A 17,339-nucleotide genomic window follows, 5' to 3' on the forward strand; every position below is an offset into this window, starting at 1 on the left:
GAGCGGGACGGTCAGCCGACGACGGATATCCGGCTGAGCTCGACGTCGGCCGGGCCCACGGTCACCCCGGTCACCTTGGGGGTGCTGGCGTAGATGTAGCTGCCGTAGAAGAGCGGGATCACCGGGAAGTCCTGGAGGATGCGCTTCTGCGCCTCGTTGTAGAGCTTCGCCGCCGCGGTGGTGTCGGCCGCGCTGTCCGCCTGCTGGAGCAGCTTGTCGACGTCGCCGTCGCTGTAGTGGCTGCACACCTGGCAGCCGCCGGCCTTGGTGAAGATGCCGCGCAGGGTCGCCTGCATGCTCGGGTAGAGGGCGCCCCAGTGCGCGTGGTTGAGGCCGGTGATCTTCCCGCCGAACGCCTTCTCGCTGAACTCGGCCCAGTCGGCGGTCGGTTGGGCCCTGACGTCGGGGATGTCCAGGTTCTGCCTGAGCTGGTTGGCGACCGCCTTGTAGAGCTCGTCGAGGCCGAGCCCGCCCGGGTAGGTGATCGTCAGCTTCCCGGACCAGCCGCCCGCCTCCTTGAGGAGCTTCTTCGCCGCGGCCGGGTCGAAGGCGCAGGCGTCGCAGATGTCCGTCTCGGCGCCGACCTCGGAGGACGGGGTGAGGGAGGTGGCCGGGGTGTAGAGGCCGCCGTAGATGGCCTTGTTGACCGCGGACCGGTCGATCGCCATGGACAGCGCCTTGCGCAGCCGGACGTCGTCGAACTTCCTGTCCTGCAGCGGCAGGCCCATGAACTCCAGCGACGGCGCGTCGTACGTGTGCAGCCGGTCCCCGAAGTCGGCCTTGGCCTGGCCGTACTTGCTGACCGGCACATAGGCGAGGTCGATGTTGCCCGCCTGGACGTCGGTGTACGCGGTGTTGAGGTCGGCGTAGCTCTTGAAGGTGATCTCGGACGACTTGGGCTTCGGCCCCCGGTACGCCGCGTAGGCGCTGACCGTGGTGCCCTCGTCGGCCTTCCACGCGGAGGTCATCCGGAACGGGCCGTTGCCGATCGGCTTCCTGTCGTAGCCCTTGGGGTCAGTGAACGCGGCCTTCGGCATCGGGTAGAAGCCGAGCTGGCTCGGGGTGAGCTGGAGCGGGAACTGGCTGTCCGGGCTGGTGAGCGTGACGTCCAGGGTCGTGGCGTCGACGACCTTCACGCCCGAGAGCGTCTTGGTCTTCGGCTTGCCCTTGGCCGGGTTCAGCGCCGCGTAGCCCTCGATGCCGGTGAGCTGGCCGTTGCCCGCCCAGCCGTTGGGGGCGTAGGCGGTGGCGTTCCAGGCGTCGGCGTAGCTCTGGGCGGTGACCGCCTCGCCGTTGTGGAACTTCCAGCCGGAGCGGAGCTTGATGGTCCAGTGCCGGGCGTCGGTGGAGGTCACCGACTTCGCCTGCACGTAACTGATCCCGCCCTTGGCGTCGACCTTGACCAGCGGGGCGAAGAGCACGCGCAGCTGGTCCCAGCCGACCGTGCTGCGGCCCGGGGTGAGATGGTCGGGTTCGGCGACGGCGACCGAGAATCCGCCGGTCCCCGACGAACCGCCGCTGTCCTTCGTGCCGCCGGAGCAACCGGAACAGGCGAGGGCGAGAACCAGGCCCAGCGATAGGCTCGCCGGGGCTGTGAACATGGGTGATCTGGGCACGACGACTCCATGGGAGAGCAGGGGCGCGCCATGGCCCGGCCTCAGGAAAAGGGCCTGGGCTGCCGGGTGCTCACCAGGGCGCGTACCGGGATACTGGGCGTCGCTGAGATGCCATGTCAATGCAAAGCTGCGAAACTTTTAAGATGAGATGAAAGTTTACGAGGAGGAATCAATGCCGGGCGAGGCGCCAGCCAGCACCACGTACGACAGCTCCGGACATCTCGACGGCTCCGGACACCAGGACAGTGGCGGCTGGAGCCGGGAGTCGTTCGTGGAGGAGGTCGGGCTGGTCTGGGAGGCGGCCGGGAGCAGCCGGATGGACGGCCGCATCATCGCCTACCTGCTCATCACGGATGTTCCGTACGTCTCGTCGGCTGCGCTCGCCCGTGCCCTGCGGGTCAGCGCGGGTTCCGTCTCGCTGGCGACCCGGCGCCTGGTCGAGGCCGGGTTCATCAGACGGCACGCGGTGCCGGGGGAACGCAGTCACTACTTCCGCGTCGACGACGACGTGTGGGGCAGCTTCCTGGCCGGTGAGCGCCGCTATCTGGACCGGCAGGAACAGCTCGCCGAGCGGGCCATGGAGCTGCTCGGCCCGGAGGAGGAGGCGCCTCGCCGCCGCCTGGGCAACATGCGCGACTACATGCGCTGGGTCCGGGGCAGCCACCAGGACCTGCTGACCCAGTGGCGTACGTACCGGTCCCAGGCCGCCGACCAGGCGGCGGACCGGCCGGCGGACCGGCCCACGGACGAGAGCGCGGCCCCGGCGGCCGGACTCCAGGAGAAGGGCGGCCCGGTAGCCGGGGAACCGACGTCGACACCCGCGCCGGCGGACGACGAGGAGATCCGCGAGCACCTCTCCGCCACACTGAGCCCGGTCCTGGCACGGCATCTCGTACCGGACGCGCTCTGGGCCGCCGCCGAACCGCTGCTGGCCTCCGGGTCTGCCTCCAGCTCCGCGAACGAACGCGCGGCGTTCACCGCCGTCGTCTACGTGCTCACCTCGGGCTGCAGCTGGCAGCAGCTTCCGGCGCAGTTCGGGATCTCGCACTCCACCGCGCACCGCCGCTTCACCGCGTGGAGCAGGGCCGACCTCTGGCAGCGCTGGCTCGACGCCCTGTCCGCGGCGCCCGTGGACGCCGCTGACCTCGCGTGGTGCTCGACGATCGTCACGTCGGCCGCGAGCCGCAGGGCCGGCAGCGGAGGGTGACCGGCCTGGGGACGGCCCCGGGCCGGTCAGGGTCCGGTCAGACGCCGGGGACGGTGTCCTCGAACCGGGTGCCCGCGCTGCGGTACGCGTTCAGCTTGGCGGTGACCTGGGCCGGCGTGAGGACCTGGTCCTTGACGTGCATGACGTAGTCGACCTGCTGGTCGTACGCCCGCGCGGTGGTGCTGGTCTGGCCCGCGAGGTCGATCAGCCACTGGTTGAAGTTGATCGACATCGGCCGCTCCGGCAGGTACTGGGCGCCGTGGGTGCCGAAGAGCTGTCCGTCGATGTAGTACTTGATGGTGCTGTTGTCGATGGTCAGCACCAGGTCGTGCCAGCCGCTGAAGCTCTGGCGGGCCTCGGTGTGCTGGTTGACCGCCACCCACGGGTCGGCCTGGTAGGTCTCCCAGGACGTCGTGTAGAGGATGTTGGCCGGCTCGCCCCAGCCGCCGTTGGGCAGGTACTCGAAGTCGTACTCGGCGTAGTTGTCCGCCATCGGTGCCTGGAGGTCGTTGATGGTGAAGAACGTCTGGACGAGGCGGTCGCCGTCCGGGCCGTACTTGGGCGCGTCGTTGAACCTGACGCGGGCCGCGTAGGTGCCGTTCTTGAACTTCGTCGACCTGGTGAGGATCTCGGTCTGCTCGGTGCTCGCCGCGGTGCCGGCGGTCGAGGTCTCCAGGTTCATGATGGAGTTGCCGCCGGTGGTGGCGAAGGTGACGTTCTCGGGCGCCCAGGTGGCGCCGGGCACGCCGGGGCCACCGGAGTTGGAGCGCACGTTCCAGCCGTTCGCCGAGATCCTCGGGTCGGTGTGGCCGGTGTAGTTGAAGTCGTCGAACAGCGAGGCGCCCTCGGCCGGAGGATCGGTCGGCGGGTCGGTGGGCGGATCCGTCGGCCCGTTGCCCGCCGGGGCCTGACCCCACAGCAGCGTGCCGGCCAGCTGGGCCGTGACCTTGGTCCAGTCGCCGTACGACGTCCGGGAGGCGCCGAAGGAGTAGTCGTCGCTCTGGTTCAGCGACGCCCAGTTCGACTGGTAGAAGCGCAGTTGCAGGTCTCCGGTGTCGGCGCCCGGGGCGAGCGAACCGGCACCGGAGGTGAAGCCGATCTCCAGGTAACGGTCGGCCGTGGCGGTCGGGTTGGCGAGGGTGCCGAAGGTGCCCGTGACGTTGGCGCAGCCCTTGACCGCCCAGGAACAGGCGAAGCGGTAGGTCGCGCTCGCCGAGTCGGCCTTGAAGTAGTAGCGGACCTTGACACCGCTCAACTGCACTGTGCCGGAACCGGTGTTCGTCACCTTGAACCAGGGTTCGGCCTGGTCGGCGGCGGCTCCCGTGGCGCTCGTACGGTACTGGACGCTCAGCCCGTCGGCGGCCGCGCTCGCGGTGGTGGGGAGTGCCGTGAGCGCGGCTGCGCCCATGGCCACGGCGACGGCGGTGTGTGCGGTGGCGCGCAGCCTCTTCTTGGCGAATCTCATCGTTGTTCCTCTCCAGAAAGGTGGGGGTGATTCCCGGAACGGACAGGTCAGGGGTGGCGGTGGATGCCGAGCGCGTCCAGCCGGGCGGTGTGCTCGCCGAGCCGGGCACGGAAGTCGGCCCAGTCGGTCGCGCCGCTCCAGCCGCGGTCGGCGAGGGCGCACAGCCGCGGGTAGGTGAGGTACTCGATGTGGGCGGGTGTCGTGACGAACTCGGTCCACAGCTGGGTCTGGGTGCCGAGCACCCGCCCGGCCGCCTCGGCGTCCGCGTCCTCGGGTACGGGGTCGTGGGCGTGGACCGCGCGCAGATCGACGACGGTGCCGGGCTGGGCCGGCGGCTCGTGGGGGCCGTCGGACTGGGCGTAGTCGAGGTACGTGGCCCGGTGGTACGCGTTGATCACGGAGTGGCCGCGGCGCGCCGCCGTCAGGGTGTGGGACGGGTCGCGCCAGGTCATCACGGTGAAGTCCAGGGGCAGTTCGGCGCCGGTCTCGGCCCAGCCGACCGGCCGGCGTCCGCGGCGGACGAGGAAGTCGCCGATCTGCCCGAGGAACCAGCCGTGCAGCGCCTCGGGGGTCGACAGCCCCTCCGCCGCCGCCCGTTGGCGCGCGGTGGCGCTGTGCGTCCACTCGGTGGTGGGGCACTCCTCGCCGCCGAGGTGGATGTACGGCGACGGGAAGACGTCCATGACCTCTTCGAGGACCGTGCGGCAGAAGTCGAGGACCTCGTCGTGGACACCGAGGACGGTGTCGCACACACCCCAGCGCGTCCAGACGTCGAGGCCGCGCTCCGGGTGGTTGCCCAGCGAGGGATAGGCGGCGAGGGCGGCGCGTACGTGCCCCGGCATCTCGATCTCCGGCATGACGGTGACGCCGCGAGCGGCCGCGTACCGCACCAGACCGGTGAGTTCGGCCCGCGTGTACGCCCCGCCGTGCGGGACGCCGTCGTACGTGCCGCTGCCGGCCGGGCCGGTCTGGGACTCGGCGCGATGGCCGCCGATCTCGGTGAGCTTGGGGCGGGCGGCGACCGGCATGCGCCAGCCCTGGTCGTCGGTGAGATGCAGATGGAACACGTTGATCTTGTGCAGGGCCAGCACGTCGACGTACCGGCGCAGATAGGAGACGGGCTGGAAGTGGCGGGCCACGTCCAGCATCGCGCCGCGCCAGGGGTGACGGGGGTGGTCGGTGATCTCGGAGCAGGGCAGCAGCCACGGGGTGTCGCCCTGCGGAGTCTCCGCCAGGGCCTGTGGGGGCAGGAGTTGACGGATCGTCTGGATACCGCGCAGCAGACCGGTGAGGTGCGCGGCGCGCAGCAGCACGGCGTACGGGGCGACCGTGAGGACGTATCCCTCGCCGCCCAGACTGCCGCCGAGACCGGAGTCGATGGCCAGCTTCAACTGCCCGCTCGGGGACGGTGGCAGGGCCAGTCCGGTGGCGGGGGCGAGCAGGGTGCGCAGCAGCTCCGCGGCCTGTTCGGTGCCTGCGCCGATGTTCAGGGCGGTGTCGTCGTCCAGCGTGAAGTACCCCGGCCGCAGCACGGTCCTGGTGGGGCGGGGGACGAGGGTGATGGGGGACGGCTGTGCGGGCACGGATCGCCTCCGGAACGAAGCTCGCGGGGGACTGCGGGGGGTGTGTGCGGGGGGACTGTGCGGGGGTCAGCCCTTGACCGCGCCGGCGGCGAAGCCCGAGGTGACATGGCGCTGGAGCACCAGGAACACCACGAGTGCCGGGGCGGCGAAGAGGGTCGAGGCGGCCATGGTGGCGCCCCAGTCGGTGCCGAACACGTTCTGGAACGAGGACAGCCACACGGGCAGGGTTCGGTTGTCCTGCTGCTTGATGATCAGGAAGTTGGCGTACGTGAACTCGTTCCAGGCGGTGATGTAGCCGAACAGCGAGGTGGCCATCAGACCCGGGGCGAGGAGCGGGAACGCGATGTGCCGGAACGCGCCCATCCGGGTGCAGCCGTCGACCTGCGCCGACTCCTCCAGCTCCGGGGGGATCGTGTCGATGAAGCCGCGCAGGACGATCAGGGTGAACGGCAGCGTCATCATGAAGTAGACGAGCGTCAGGGTCGGCAGCCGGTCGAGCATGTCCGTGTCACGGGAGATGATGTAGACCGGGATGATCAGCGACTCCCAGGGCGCCATCTGGGCGATGAAGACCATGAGCACGAACTGCCGGCGCCCCTTCCACCTCATCCGGGCGACCGCGTAGGCGGCCCCGAGCGCGATGACGAGCGCGAGCAGGACGGCGCTCAGCGTGACGAGGACGCTGTTGCGCCAGAACAGACCGAAGCCGTCGGCGCCGACGGCCGTGCGGAAGTGGTCGAGCGTCCAGCTCTCCGGCAGGATCCGGGGGTTGTCGGACTGGATGTCGCGGGTCGGGGTGAACGCGGTGGCGACCATCCAGTAGACCGGGAACAGGCACACCACGACCGTGACCACGGCGGCGGCGTTCAGGGGCAGTCGGCGGACGCGGAGCCGGGTGGTGGTGCTCATGAGAGCTCGTCCTCCTGGCGGAACATCTGGCGGAAGTAGAGGACGAGCACGCCCGACATCAGCACGACGGTGACCATGGAGGCCGCCGAGCCGAGGTCGTAACGCTGGCTCGACAGGGCGGTCTGCACCGCGTACACGGGCAGGATCGTGGTCGAGTCGCCGGGCCCGCCGTTGGTCATCACCCAGATCTGGACGAACGCCTTGAAGGTCCAGATCACTTCGAGCGAGAGCACGAGCATGAAGATCGGCCGGACGATCGGATAGGTGATGGACCGGAAGATCCGCGGCCCCGACGCCCCGTCGAGCCGCGCCGACTCGTACAGCTCGGTGGGGACGGTGGTGAGGGCCGAGTAGAGGGTGATCGCCGCGAACGGCACGGACTGCCACACGATGAGGGCGACCAGGATGGCGAAGGCGGCCGGTCCGTGCGCGAACCAGGGGTAGCGGTCGAAGGACTCGAACCCAAGATCCGTCAGGACCGCGTTGACGATGCCGAACTCCGAGTGGAACAGCCACTGGAAGACGGTGGTCGCCGCGATAACGGGCATCGCCCAGGTCAGCACCAGCGCGCTGAGGACCGCGATTCGGCCGAACCGGCCCAGCCGCTCGATCATCAGCGCCACCAGCGTGGACAGCACCATGATCAGTACGACGTTGACCGCCATGAAGAGGAACGTGCGGCGCACGACCTCCCAGAAGCGGCTGTCGCCGAGCAGCGTCTCGTAGTTCTTGAGCCCGACGAAACGCGCGTCGCCCAGGATGAGTTGGCGCAGTCCGAAGTCCTGCAGCGAGATCACGACAGCGCGGACCAGGGGATAGACGAGCAGGTAGAGCGTGCCGAGTACGGCGGGTGCGATCAGGACGTACGGCCAGATCCCGCGGCCGCCGTCCTTCGACGGGCCGCGCCCTCCTGAGCGGGTGGTGCGCCGGGGTCGGGGGGTGCTCGGTGGGGGGTGGGGCGCGGTCTGCTCTCGGACGGCCGACACGGCACTCCTCCTCCGGTGCGTTGGCGGTTCCGGTGTGTTGGCGGTTCCGGTGCGTGAACGGTTCCGATGTTCTGGCTGGTCAGGAGCCGGAGTTCATCGCCGTGGTGATGGCGTCGGACGCGGTGGCGGCTTCCTTCTCGGCGTCGCCGCCGGTGAGAACGGCCGTCATGTAGTCCTTGATCGGGTTCTTGGCCTCGACGGCGGCCCAGCCCGGTGTGTTGGGCGTGGCATGGCCTTCGGCGGCGCCGACCGCCATGGCCGAGGCGCCCGGGTCGGAGGCGACCGCGCCGGCCAGGGTGGTCTTGTTCGGGACGTAGCTCATGGCGACGGCGAGCTTCTTCTGCCAGGCGTCGCCGGTGAGTTCCTTGATGAACGTGTAGGCCGCGTCCTGCTTGGCGGAGGCCGTCGGGATGACGAGGTCGGAGCCGCCGGTGAAGACCGCACCCGGTGTCCCGGCGGTCTTCCCCGGGATCGGGAAGAAGCCGAGCTTGCCCTTCAGTTCGGGGTTGTTCTCGACGATGACGTTGGCGCCGCCGGGAGTCGAGATGACCTGGGCGACCTTCCCCTTGGCCATGACGTCCGCCTGCGGAGGGCTGTCCTCGTCTGAGTCCTTGGGGCCCTTGCCGAGTGCCTGGAGCTTCTCGTAGAACTCCATGCCGCGGATCGCCTCGGGGGTGTCGAGGCCGCCCTGCCACTTGCCGCCCGACTCGGTGGCGAGGTCGCCGCCCTCGTCCCAGACGAAGCCCGCGAGGGCGTACCACATCTGACCGGGCAGATAGATGCCTTGCGTGTCACCGGAGTTGAGCTTCTTGGTGGCGGCGATCCACTGGTCGCGGGTCTTGATCGCGGCCGGGTCGACACCCGCCTCCTTGAAGAGGTCGGTGCGGTAGATGACGACGCGGTTGGCGGCGTAGTACGGGATGCCGTACTGCTTGCCCGCGTACGCGCCGGGCTCGGCGAGGCCCTTGAGCCAGTCCTTGCCCCCGAGTTCGTCGGTCTTGTCGCTGAGGTCGAGCAGGCCCCCGCTCTGTGCGAACTGGGCGACCTGGGTGTTGCCGGTCTCGATCACGTCCGGTGCGTCACTGCTGGCGAGGGCCGCCGTGACCTTCTCGCCGATGCCGTCCCACTCCTGGATCTGCACCTTGACGTCGATGTCCGGGTGAGCGGCCTCGAAGCCCTTGACGAAGTCCTTCTGGAACTCGGCCGAGACGCTGTCGCGCATCAGCCAGACATCGATGGTGGTGCTCCCGCCGGAACTGCCGTCGGAGTCGTCGGAGGAACTGCTGCAGGCACTCAGCCCGGCGGTCATCACAAGCACGGACACACCGGCAAACAAGCGGAGCTTCACGGTTCACCTCTGGAGGACATGACCCAACCACCTGACCAGTGAAGCCCACTGGACAGCTCACCTCTTGATGCGGGGATGAAACTGGCATAGACCAATGTGTGGCGTCAACCCCCTGCGTCCACTGGGTTATTGACGACTTGGCCGGTCGGGAGCTGGGCGATCACCGTTCGGCAGCGGTTACACTTCGCCCCACCAGGAGGGCAGTTGCGCGCGACCACTGGTCAACTGGTAAAGCAGCTGGCGCGCATGAGGGGGCACGGCATGAAGGAAGACGCACCAGGTGCGGTCCTCAAACGGGAGCGGGTCCGCGACTTCATCCTCGAACTCGTCGAGTCGCAGCGCCCGGGTGACGCGATCCCCTCCGAGCGCGCCCTCTGTGCCCAGCTGGGTGTGTCCCGCCCGACCCTGCGCGCGGCTGTCGACGAACTCGTCGCCGCGGGGCTCCTGGTGCGGGAGCACGGCCGAGGCATGTTCGTGGCACCCGAGAAGATCACCCAGGAACTCGTCTCCGGCCAGCAGACCATGACGGCGCCCCCGGCCTCCGGGGCCTGGTCGAGCCGCCTCCTGGAGTTCACCACCTTCGCGGCCGGCGCCCGCGTGGGCCGCAAGCTGCGCATCTCGCCCGCCGCCGAGATCGTGTACGTGGCACGGCTGCGCCTGGTCGACGGAGCCCCGATGGCCATCGAGCATCTGCACATCAGGGCCGATCTCGTCCCCACCCTGTCCGCCGAGGAGTTGGAGGCCGGCGACCTGTACGAGCACCTGCGCGAACAGCACGGCGTGTACGTCCAGGAGGCCGTGCAGGCGATCGAGCCGACCGTCGTCACCAGGGCCGAGGCCGAACTGCTCGACGTTCCCGAGCTGTCTCCGGCGCTCCTCTTCGAGCGGCTCACCTCGGACACCACGGGGCGGCCCGTCGAATACGTCCACTCGATCTACCGCGGCGACCGCTACCGCATCGTCTCCCGGCTCACCCTCGACCCCTCGGCGACGGCGCAGCCGGCCCGGCTGGGACACCACCCCGGCATCCCGCCGGGCGACTTCGCACACCGCGACACCATCGCGTCCTCCACGCGGGGGGACATCCAGTCGGCACCGTGAGCGGGCTTCTCGTCGTGGTCGGGGGTTACGGAGCGATCGCGTCGGCCGCCGGTTCCGGCCGGTTTGCCGGTGTGCCCGTGGACTGCTGCGGCCCGCGGGCGAGGACGTAGACGAAGAGGGCGGCCATGACGGCGACCCCCGCCCACATGGCGTTCTGCCAGCCGTCGACGAACGACTCCTGGGCGGCGCGGACCAGCGACCGCGCATGGGCGCCGGCCTGGGGCGCGACGTCGAGCGCGTTGGCGACACCTTCGCGCGCGGTGTCTGCCGGCCCCTCGGGAACGCCCGCGAGCCGGGAGTCGATGGCGCCCCGGTAGCCGGCGGACAGGAGAGCCCCGAGCAGAGCCACGCCGAGCGCGGTCCCGAACTCGCGGGTGACGTCGTTGAGCGCGGACGCGACGCCCTGGCGCTCCCGGGGGAGGGCACTGGTGATGGCCTCGGTGGAGGGCGTCATCGACAGCCCCATGCCGACGCCCATGGCGAGCATCCCGGGAAGGACGGACGGATAGCCGCCGTCGACGGAGACGACGGCGGCCATGAGCGCCAGACCGGCACCGGCCAGGAGGATGCCGGTGGCCATGGTCGCCCGGGGGCCGACGCGTGAAGCCAGCTGAGGGGCGAGCCCGGAGGCCGTCATCATCGCCAGGGCCATGGGCATCAGCGCCAGGGTGGACAACAGCCCCGACCAGCCGAGAACGGCCTGGAAGAACGGGAAGAGGACCACGAAGATGCCCGCCTGGACCCCGAAGACCACCAGCAGCGTGATCGAGCCCCCGGCCAGACCACGCTCACGGAACAGGCGTACGTCCAGGAGCGCGGCGTCCCGACGACGCAGTTCCCAGGTTACGAAGCCGATGGCCGCGATGGTCCCGACGGCCAGGCCGGCCAGGGTCGCGGGGGCGGTCCAGCCCCGCTCGGGGCCTTCCTGGAGCACGAAGATGAGCCCGACCACCGCGACGACGGACGTCAGCGCGCCGACGGTGTCGAAGGCGTGCCCGGACCGCTCGCGGGAGTTGGGGACGGACCGCAGCGTCATGGCGAGGGCGACCACGACGAGTGCGATGGGCAGGACGAACAGCCACCGCCAGCTCACCGCGTCGACCAGGGCGGCCGAGAGGAACATGCCCAGGACGCCACCACCGCCCGCCACACCGGTCCACACGCCGATCGCCCGTCCCCGCTCCTCCTTGGGGAAGGTCGAGGTGATCACGGCGAGGGTGATCGGCATGATCATGGCCGCGCCCACTCCGCTCAGCAGCCGGGCGGCGAGCATGACCTCGGTCGACGGGGCCAGACCCGCCACCGCACTGGCGACGCCGAACACGGTCAGACCGGTGAGCAGCATGGGCTTGCGGCCGAAGCGGTCGCCGATCGCGCCCAGCGGCAACAGGAGCGCGGCCAGGCTCAGCGTGTAGATGTTGATGATCCACAGGACCGTGCTCTGCGAGGCGTCGAAGGCGACGGCGAGGTCGGGCTGGGCGACGTTGAGCCCGGACACCGAGGCGATGACGGCCATCAGCGCGATGCAGACGGCGATCAGGATCGTGCGACGTTGACGCGCGTCGGGCCCGCCTTCGCCCGGGGCGCCGACGCCGCTTGGGGCGGGGCTCTCTTCCGGAGCCTGGTTCGTACTCATGGATTCCTCGGGATTCCTCTCAAGAGGGCATGCGGACATCGGCGCCGGAGCGCAAAGGGTGATGGGTGACAGGAGTGGGCCCGGTCCTTGCGGACTGCGGGGCCGGACAAGAACGACGCTAAGCGCTTCTTGCCGCGTGGGCATACGATGTTGCCTATGACGCAAGACAATGGCGAGCTGGACAGCCTGGTACGCAAACGCATCCGTGCCCTCCGCGTGGCCCAGGGCTGGTCCCTGGAGGAGCTGGCCACCCGCGCCCAGGTCAGCCAGTCCACGCTCAGCCGCATCGAGACCGGTCAGCGCCGACTGGCCCTGGACCAGCTCGTCACCCTGGCCCGCGCCCTGGACACCTCCCTCGACCAGCTGGTCGAGACCGGCACGGACGACGTCATCTCCAACCCGATGATCGACGCGTCCCACGGGCTGATGCGCTGGCCCATCAAGGCGGAGCCCGGCATGACGGTCGTACGGCAGCGCATGACCGATCCGCCGCCCGACAACCCCGCGCGGATGCGCGCCCACCCGGGCCGAGAATGGCTCGTCGTCCTCTCCGGCACCGCGGTCCTGCTCCTGGGCAACCGGCGTCTGCGGATCGAGACCAACCAGGCGGCGGAGTTCACCACGATGCTTCCGCACGCCATCGGGGCCGAGGGCGGGCCGTGCGAGATCCTCGGCATCTTCGACCGAGATGCCCGCCGGGGCCACCAGCGCGGTGAGGACGCGGGGAAGGCGAGCCGCCCGTCGCCGTCGCCATCTCCGTCGCCATTTTCGTAGCCGTCTGCGTCCCCGTGACTGCGACCGCTTGCGTGTCCCGCAGCTCAGCCGGTCATCGTCTTGCGCATTCCGGAAGCCACCAGGTCACACGCGATGGGCCCGCCTAGCTTGGCCGCATGAACCACGCCTTCCCGCACACAGCGCGCCATGTTCACGAGCATGAGCATGAGCACGACGCAGGCGACCACTCGGAGATCCTCGACCTGGACGCGGACGTGCTCGCCGAACACATCGCGTCCATCACCGCCTGGCTGCCCGTCGGGGCCGGCCCCCGCCGCATCGTGGATCTGGGCTGCGGGACCGGAGCCGGCAGCCTCGCTCTGCTCGACCGCTTTCCCGGGGCGGAGGTGACGGCGGTCGACGTCTCGGCCGCCCATCTGCACCGCCTCCAGGAGAAGGCGGCCGGAGCGGCGGACCGTCTGCGCATCGTGCGGGCCGACCTCGACGCGAAGGCGTGGCCCGACCTCGGCACGCCGGAGCTGGTCTGGGCATCGGCCTCCATGCACCACATGTCCGACCCCGACCGCACCCTGCGCCAGGTCCACGACCTGCTGGCACCGGGCGGACTGTTCGCCGTGGTCGAGCTGGCCGGCTTCCCCCGGTTCCTGCCCGTCGGCGCCCCGGAAGAGGCTCCTGGCCTTGAGGAGCGCTGCCATGCGGCGCTCGACCACCACCAGGCCGAGCAGGTACCCCACCGAGGCGCCGACTGGGGTACCAAGCTCACGGAAGCCGGCTTCACGGTCGAGGTCGAGCGCACCGTCACGGTCGACATCGGTCCGCCCCACACCGACTCGGTGGGCCGGTACGCGCTCAGTAGTCTGCGCCGCCTGCGCGGCAGCGCCGCGTCCGCCCTGACGGCCGAGGACCGGACCGCCCTCGATCGGCTCCTCGACACCGACAGCCCGCACAGCGTCCTGCGCCGCACCGACCTCGGTGTGCGCACCGAGCGCACGGTGTGGGCGGCGCGCCGCACCTGACCCCTACTGTCCGTGGGGACGCGAGTGTTCTAGTCGGCCGACCGGCGCACGTGGTCCGGCCGGAGAGCGCGGACACGGTCGTACCCCTCGACGGCGACCGTCGTCCCCGGCGCGATCTCCGTGAAGCCCGCGTCGCGCACCAACGGCAGTCCGCTCGTGGTGAGTTCGGTCCACCGGGCGGGGGCGGCGGTGCGGACCGTGAGGGGGAAGCCCGCCTCGCGCCAGGCCGTGCGGTCCTCGTCCGACAGCTCCCACCAGGCCAGTTGGGCGCCGTGGCCCGCCTGGGCCATCGACTTGCCCGCCGACATCTCCAGGTCCGGGTTCATCCAGAGCACGGGCGCCGCCGGGTCGGCGTCCCCCGGCGGCTCCGGGTCGTCCAGGTCCGTGCCGGAGACCTGGAGACGTGCCAGGTCCTTGGGCCAGCCGTCGAGCGGGACCGGCGGGAAGACCCGGACCTCGGCCGACTTTCCGGTGACGGTGATGCCGGGCAGCGCCTCGGCCCGCCGCCACTCGGCGCCGCGCGCCCGCCGGACGACCTTGCGGATCCGGGCGTCCTGCCAGTCCCGCATCGCCTGCGCCCACTCCCCGTCCCCCAACGACCGCTCGTCGCCGAGCATCACCAGGACGGCACGGGCCGCGGTCTCCAGCGCGTCCGTACGCCCCGGCGGTTCGTTCCGCTCGATACGGACGACCAGGGGCAGCACATACTGCGGTGCCTCGTCGCGGGCGGTCCGCTCGTGCCGGAAGGGGCTGTCCTGCGGGGTGCCGTCCAGGGAGTCCTGCGGGGTGTCCCCGGCGTCGGCACCGGAGGTGCTGGTCTGGTCGCTGCTCACGCTCCCCAGTCTGCCAGGCGGAAGATCGGTTCCCTTGACCAGTTCCTTTGACCGGTTCCTCTGGCCGGTTCCTATGCGCCCACGCGAACGTCCGCGCGAGGATGGGGCGCATGAATCGCGAGTTGCTGCTGGAGGGCGTCGGGCGCCGGTACGGTCTCGGCGGCGCCCCATGGGTGCTGCGCGGCGTCGACCTCACGCTGGCCCCGGGCACCCTGACGCGGATCGAGGGTGCCAACGGCACGGGAAAGTCGACCCTGTTGCGGCTGCTCGCCGGGATCGACGCCCCCACCGAGGGCCGTATCACGGGCCGCCCCCGCACCGCGTACGTCCCCGAACGCTTCCCGGCCGCCCTTCCCTTCACCGCGGCCGGCTATCTGATCCACCTGGGCAGCGTCCACGGCCTGTCCCGTGGGGAGGCCGCCGGGGCCGCCGTCGAGTGGCTGGAACGCCTGGGCGCCTCCGAGTACGCCCGTACGCCGATGTCGGAGCTGTCCAAGGGCAGCAGCCAGAAGGTCGCGGTCGCCCAGGCCCTGCTCGCCGAACCGGAACTCCTCGTCCTCGACGAGGCCTGGACCGGCCTCGACACGGCCGCCCGTACGGAGCTGGAGCGGGCGGTGCTGGAACGCAGGGCCGCGGGCGGCACGGTGGTGTTCGTCGACCACGACCCGCGACGGCTGGCCGGCGCACCGGACGTGACGTACGCGGTCGTGGACGGCAACGTCCGTACGGTCACGGGGAGTTCGGTGCCGGGGGAGGAGGCTTACGTGGTGGTCGAGGTGCAGGGGCCGCCGGGAGCCGAGCCGTCCGCCGAGGCGACGCGCCTGGCCGTCTCCGTCGAGGAGCCCGGCCCCGGTCCCGTGCCTGGAAGGCTCCGCCTCACGGTCCCCGAGACGCATTCCGACACCCTGCTCAGGACCCTGCTGACGGCCCACCCGCCGTGGCATGTGGTGAGCGTGGGGGAGGGGCCACCCGCGACCCGCATACAGCCAAGAGCCGCTGCCGCAGCGGCTGTTGATGCCGATACAGGTGCCGATACGGATGCCGACGCCGAAGTCGACGCCGAGGTCCGCTCATGATCGCGCTCCTCCGCTATCAGGCCGCGCTCCTGCTCCGCTCCCAGCGCTGGCTGCCGCCGGTCATCCTGTACGCGGCCGTTCTGGGGATCGGCGTCCAGACGGGACAGCCGGTGCTGGACTCGCTCGGTTACGCGGCTGCCGCGGTGCTCCCCGTCGCGGCCTGGCTCGTACGCATCTGCGCCACCAACGAGCCGCCCGCCGCCCGGAGTTGTGTGAGTGCGGCTGCCGGGCCCGCGCGGGCGCATCTGGCCTGTCTGCTCGTCGCGTTCGGGGCGGCGGCGCTGCTCGGGGTGGCGGCGACGGTCGTCGTGACCGTGGTCAGCGATCCGGCGAGCACCGACCACCGGACGCCCGTACCCGTCGTAGCGGCGGGCGGCGCCGGGCTGCTCGCCGCGCTCGCCTGCGCCCTGCTCGGCACGGCCGTCGGAGCGCTCACGACCAGGCCGCTGCTGCGGTCGACCGGGCGGGCGGTCCCGGCGATGCTGCTCGCGGCGGTGCTGGCGCTGGTGGTGACGGGGTCACCGGCCCGTGTGGCGGTCAGCGACCTGGTGACGGGGTCGCAGGCGGGGGTCGTACCGGCGCCGGTGTTGCCGCTGTTCGTCGCCGGGGCGTTGGCTGCGGCGGCCGTCGCGGTGGCCTGCGCGCTCACCGCCCGCCGGGGCTGATCCACCGGCCGGATCGATCGGCCTCATCCGGAGCAGGCTGTGCGCTGTGCCTCCTGCCACTCGCAGACGGGGCACAGGGTGATGCCCTTGTGGGACTCCGGGTACTCGGTGGGCTTCTGGCAGAGCACGCACTCGGCGAAGCCGCCCGATGCCACAGCCCCGCGCCCCTCAGGGGGCGCGGGGTGCTCGGGACCGTAACTGTCACTCATGCTTTCAGGGTAGGCCGGAGCCCTCTCACGCCGCGTCGAGGCGTGCCTGCTCCTCCGCGGACAGCTTCAGCTCTGCCGCCGCGACCGAGTCGCGGATCGTCTCGGGGCGGGAGGAACCCGGGATCGGGATCACCACCGGTGCCTTCGCGAGCATCCAGGCCAGGCAGACCTGCTGGGGACTCACGCCGTGGGCCTGGGCCACGTCCGCGAACGCGGCGTACCGCGAACCCAGCGCGCCGGCGTTCGAGATGCCGCCCAGCGGGCTCCACGGCAGGAACGCGATGCCCAGTTCCGCGCAGAGCTCCAACTCCGGCTCGCTGGAACGGAAGGCGGGCGAGAACTGGTTCTGCACGCTCACCAGCCGGCCGCCGAGGATCTCGTTGGCCAGCCGGATCCGGTCGGGACTGGCGTTGGAGATGCCCGCGAAGCGGATCTTGCCCGCGTCGAGCAGATCGCGGATCGCCCCGACCGACTCCTCGTAGGGGACGCGCGGGTCGGGCCGGTGGAACTGGTAGAGCCCGATGGCCTCGACGCCGAGCCGCTCCAGCGACGCGTCGCAGGCCTTCTTCAGGTACTCCGGCGAGCCGTTCAGCGTCCACGAGCCGTCGCCCGGACGCAGGTGGCCGCCCTTCGTCGCGATCAGCACGTCCGAGGTGTCGCCGCCGTACTCGGCCACCGCGCGGGCGATCAACGACTCGTTGTGACCGACCTCGTCGGCGTCCCGGTGATAGGCGTCCGCGGTGTCGATCAGCGTCACGCCGGCCTCCAGCGCGGCGTGGACGGTCGCGACCGAACGCTGCTCGTCGGGGCGTCCCTCGATGGACATCGGCATACCGCCCAGACCGATCGCTCCGACCTGGACGTCACCGACGGTGCGTGTCTGCATGGAGGTTCCTCCTGGGGATTCATTCGGTACGCCCCAGCCTCCACCGTGACCTTTTAGCCGTCCAACAA

General features: G+C 70.7%; 15 protein-coding genes and 2 pseudogenes. 7 read left to right on the plus strand and 10 right to left on the minus strand.

Going from position 1 to position 17,339, the window contains the following annotated elements; genetic code table 11:
* Positions 1 to 11: 11 nt before the first annotated feature.
* The gene (locus tag ACN20J_RS37690) at positions 12 to 1,616 is read right to left on the minus strand and encodes a peptide ABC transporter substrate-binding protein (RefSeq protein WP_419667625.1); all 1,605 of its coding nucleotides are present in this window, start codon (positions 1,614 to 1,616) and stop codon (positions 12 to 14) included.
* Between the two features lie 316 nt (positions 1,617 to 1,932).
* Here ACN20J_RS37690 and ACN20J_RS37695 point away from each other — a divergent pair.
* Positions 1,933 to 2,079, plus strand: a pseudogene (locus ACN20J_RS37695) (MarR family transcriptional regulator); the annotation flags it as partial.
* Positions 2,080 to 2,256: 177 nt separating this feature from the next.
* Positions 2,257 to 2,713 (plus strand): annotated as a pseudogene (locus ACN20J_RS37700) (transposase); the annotation flags it as partial.
* 147 nt (positions 2,714 to 2,860) lie between these two features.
* Here the strand turns inward: ACN20J_RS37700 and ACN20J_RS37705 are convergent.
* From ACN20J_RS37705 to ACN20J_RS37725, 5 genes are all read right to left on the minus strand, one after another.
* A complete protein-coding gene (locus tag ACN20J_RS37705; protein WP_419667626.1) occupies positions 2,861 to 4,288 on the minus strand; it encodes a cellulose binding domain-containing protein in 1,428 nt (475 codons plus the stop codon).
* 47 nt (positions 4,289 to 4,335) lie between these two features.
* Complete coding sequence (locus tag ACN20J_RS37710; RefSeq protein WP_419667627.1) at positions 4,336 to 5,871, minus strand: beta-N-acetylhexosaminidase; 1,536 nt, start codon at positions 5,869 to 5,871, stop codon at positions 4,336 to 4,338.
* A gap of 66 nt (positions 5,872 to 5,937) precedes the next feature.
* Positions 5,938 to 6,780 carry a carbohydrate ABC transporter permease gene (locus tag ACN20J_RS37715; protein ID WP_190226932.1) on the minus strand — a complete coding sequence of 281 codons (843 nt, stop codon included), beginning with the start codon at positions 6,778 to 6,780 and terminating at the stop codon, positions 5,938 to 5,940.
* On the minus strand, positions 6,777 to 7,766 hold the full coding sequence (locus tag ACN20J_RS37720; RefSeq protein ID WP_419667628.1) for a carbohydrate ABC transporter permease: 990 nt from the start codon (positions 7,764 to 7,766) through the stop codon (positions 6,777 to 6,779). Before ACN20J_RS37720 ends, ACN20J_RS37715 begins: the two co-directional genes overlap by 4 nt.
* 79 nt (positions 7,767 to 7,845) lie before the next feature.
* Positions 7,846 to 9,114: an extracellular solute-binding protein gene (locus ACN20J_RS37725; RefSeq protein ID WP_419667629.1), complete on the minus strand. Its 1,269-nt coding sequence runs from the start codon at positions 9,112 to 9,114 to the stop codon at positions 7,846 to 7,848.
* Between the two features lie 261 nt (positions 9,115 to 9,375).
* Here ACN20J_RS37725 and ACN20J_RS37730 point away from each other — a divergent pair, with 261 nt between their 5' ends.
* A complete protein-coding gene (locus tag ACN20J_RS37730; RefSeq protein ID WP_189841291.1) occupies positions 9,376 to 10,215 on the plus strand; it encodes a GntR family transcriptional regulator in 840 nt (279 codons plus the stop codon).
* A 25-nt stretch (positions 10,216 to 10,240) separates the two neighbouring features.
* Here ACN20J_RS37730 and ACN20J_RS37735 read toward each other — a convergent pair whose 3' ends face one another.
* Entirely contained in the window at positions 10,241 to 11,851 is a 1,611-nt protein-coding gene (locus tag ACN20J_RS37735; RefSeq protein ID WP_419667630.1) for an MFS transporter, read from the minus strand.
* Between the two features lie 156 nt (positions 11,852 to 12,007).
* Here ACN20J_RS37735 and ACN20J_RS37740 point away from each other — a divergent pair, with 156 nt between their 5' ends.
* Positions 12,008 to 12,625: a helix-turn-helix domain-containing protein gene (locus ACN20J_RS37740; RefSeq protein WP_361901154.1), complete on the plus strand. Its 618-nt coding sequence runs from the start codon at positions 12,008 to 12,010 to the stop codon at positions 12,623 to 12,625.
* 116 nt (positions 12,626 to 12,741) lie between these two features.
* Positions 12,742 to 13,602, plus strand: coding sequence for a class I SAM-dependent methyltransferase (locus ACN20J_RS37745; protein ID WP_419667631.1), 861 nt, complete (start codon positions 12,742 to 12,744; stop codon positions 13,600 to 13,602).
* Positions 13,603 to 13,631: 29 nt separating this feature from the next.
* On the opposite strand, the gene ACN20J_RS37750 is transcribed toward ACN20J_RS37745, so the two are convergent.
* Entirely contained in the window at positions 13,632 to 14,375 is a 744-nt protein-coding gene (locus ACN20J_RS37750) for a peptidyl-tRNA hydrolase (RefSeq protein ID WP_419669024.1), read from the minus strand.
* Positions 14,376 to 14,545: 170 nt separating this feature from the next.
* On the opposite strand from ACN20J_RS37750, the gene ACN20J_RS37755 reads away from it, so the two are divergent.
* Both ACN20J_RS37755 and ACN20J_RS37760 read left to right on the plus strand, forming a co-directional pair.
* On the plus strand, positions 14,546 to 15,511 hold the full coding sequence (locus ACN20J_RS37755; protein ID WP_419667632.1) for an ABC transporter ATP-binding protein: 966 nt from the start codon (positions 14,546 to 14,548) through the stop codon (positions 15,509 to 15,511).
* Positions 15,508 to 16,176, plus strand: a complete 669-nt coding sequence (locus tag ACN20J_RS37760; protein ID WP_246574880.1) for an ABC transporter — start codon at positions 15,508 to 15,510, stop codon at positions 16,174 to 16,176. The genes ACN20J_RS37755 and ACN20J_RS37760 overlap by 4 nt, the downstream gene beginning before the upstream one ends.
* A 23-nt stretch (positions 16,177 to 16,199) precedes the next feature.
* Here ACN20J_RS37760 and ACN20J_RS37765 read toward each other — a convergent pair whose 3' ends face one another.
* Positions 16,200 to 16,385: a hypothetical protein gene (locus ACN20J_RS37765; RefSeq protein WP_189841295.1), complete on the minus strand. Its 186-nt coding sequence runs from the start codon at positions 16,383 to 16,385 to the stop codon at positions 16,200 to 16,202.
* Between the two features lie 25 nt (positions 16,386 to 16,410).
* Positions 16,411 to 17,271, minus strand: coding sequence for an aldo/keto reductase (locus ACN20J_RS37770; protein ID WP_190226938.1), 861 nt, complete (start codon positions 17,269 to 17,271; stop codon positions 16,411 to 16,413).
* Positions 17,272 to 17,339 lie beyond the last annotated feature (68 nt).

This window comes from Streptomyces sp. 2-1 (assembly GCF_048564895.1).
Classification (GTDB): Bacteria; Actinomycetota; Actinomycetes; order Streptomycetales; family Streptomycetaceae; genus Streptomyces; species Streptomyces phaeochromogenes.

Bases quoted from the DNA above. Each gene is read 5' to 3' on its own strand.
- ACN20J_RS37770 (WP_190226938.1), bottom strand. From the start codon at position 17,271: ATGCAGACACGCACCGTCGGTGACGTCCAGGTCGGAGCGATCGGTCTG.
- ACN20J_RS37715 (WP_190226932.1), bottom strand. From the start codon at position 6,780: ATGAGCACCACCACCCGGCTCCGCGTCCGCCGACTGCCCCTGAACGCC.
- ACN20J_RS37735 (WP_419667630.1), bottom strand. From the start codon at position 11,851: ATGAGTACGAACCAGGCTCCGGAAGAGAGCCCCGCCCCAAGCGGCGTC.
- ACN20J_RS37760 (WP_246574880.1), top strand. From the start codon at position 15,508: ATGATCGCGCTCCTCCGCTATCAGGCCGCGCTCCTGCTCCGCTCCCAG.
- ACN20J_RS37745 (WP_419667631.1), top strand. From the start codon at position 12,742: ATGAACCACGCCTTCCCGCACACAGCGCGCCATGTTCACGAGCATGAG.
- ACN20J_RS37740 (WP_361901154.1), top strand. From the start codon at position 12,008: ATGACGCAAGACAATGGCGAGCTGGACAGCCTGGTACGCAAACGCATC.
- ACN20J_RS37705 (WP_419667626.1), bottom strand. From the start codon at position 4,288: ATGAGATTCGCCAAGAAGAGGCTGCGCGCCACCGCACACACCGCCGTC.
- ACN20J_RS37730 (WP_189841291.1), top strand. From the start codon at position 9,376: ATGAAGGAAGACGCACCAGGTGCGGTCCTCAAACGGGAGCGGGTCCGC.
- ACN20J_RS37765 (WP_189841295.1), bottom strand. From the start codon at position 16,385: ATGAGTGACAGTTACGGTCCCGAGCACCCCGCGCCCCCTGAGGGGCGC.
- ACN20J_RS37755 (WP_419667632.1), top strand. From the start codon at position 14,546: ATGAATCGCGAGTTGCTGCTGGAGGGCGTCGGGCGCCGGTACGGTCTC.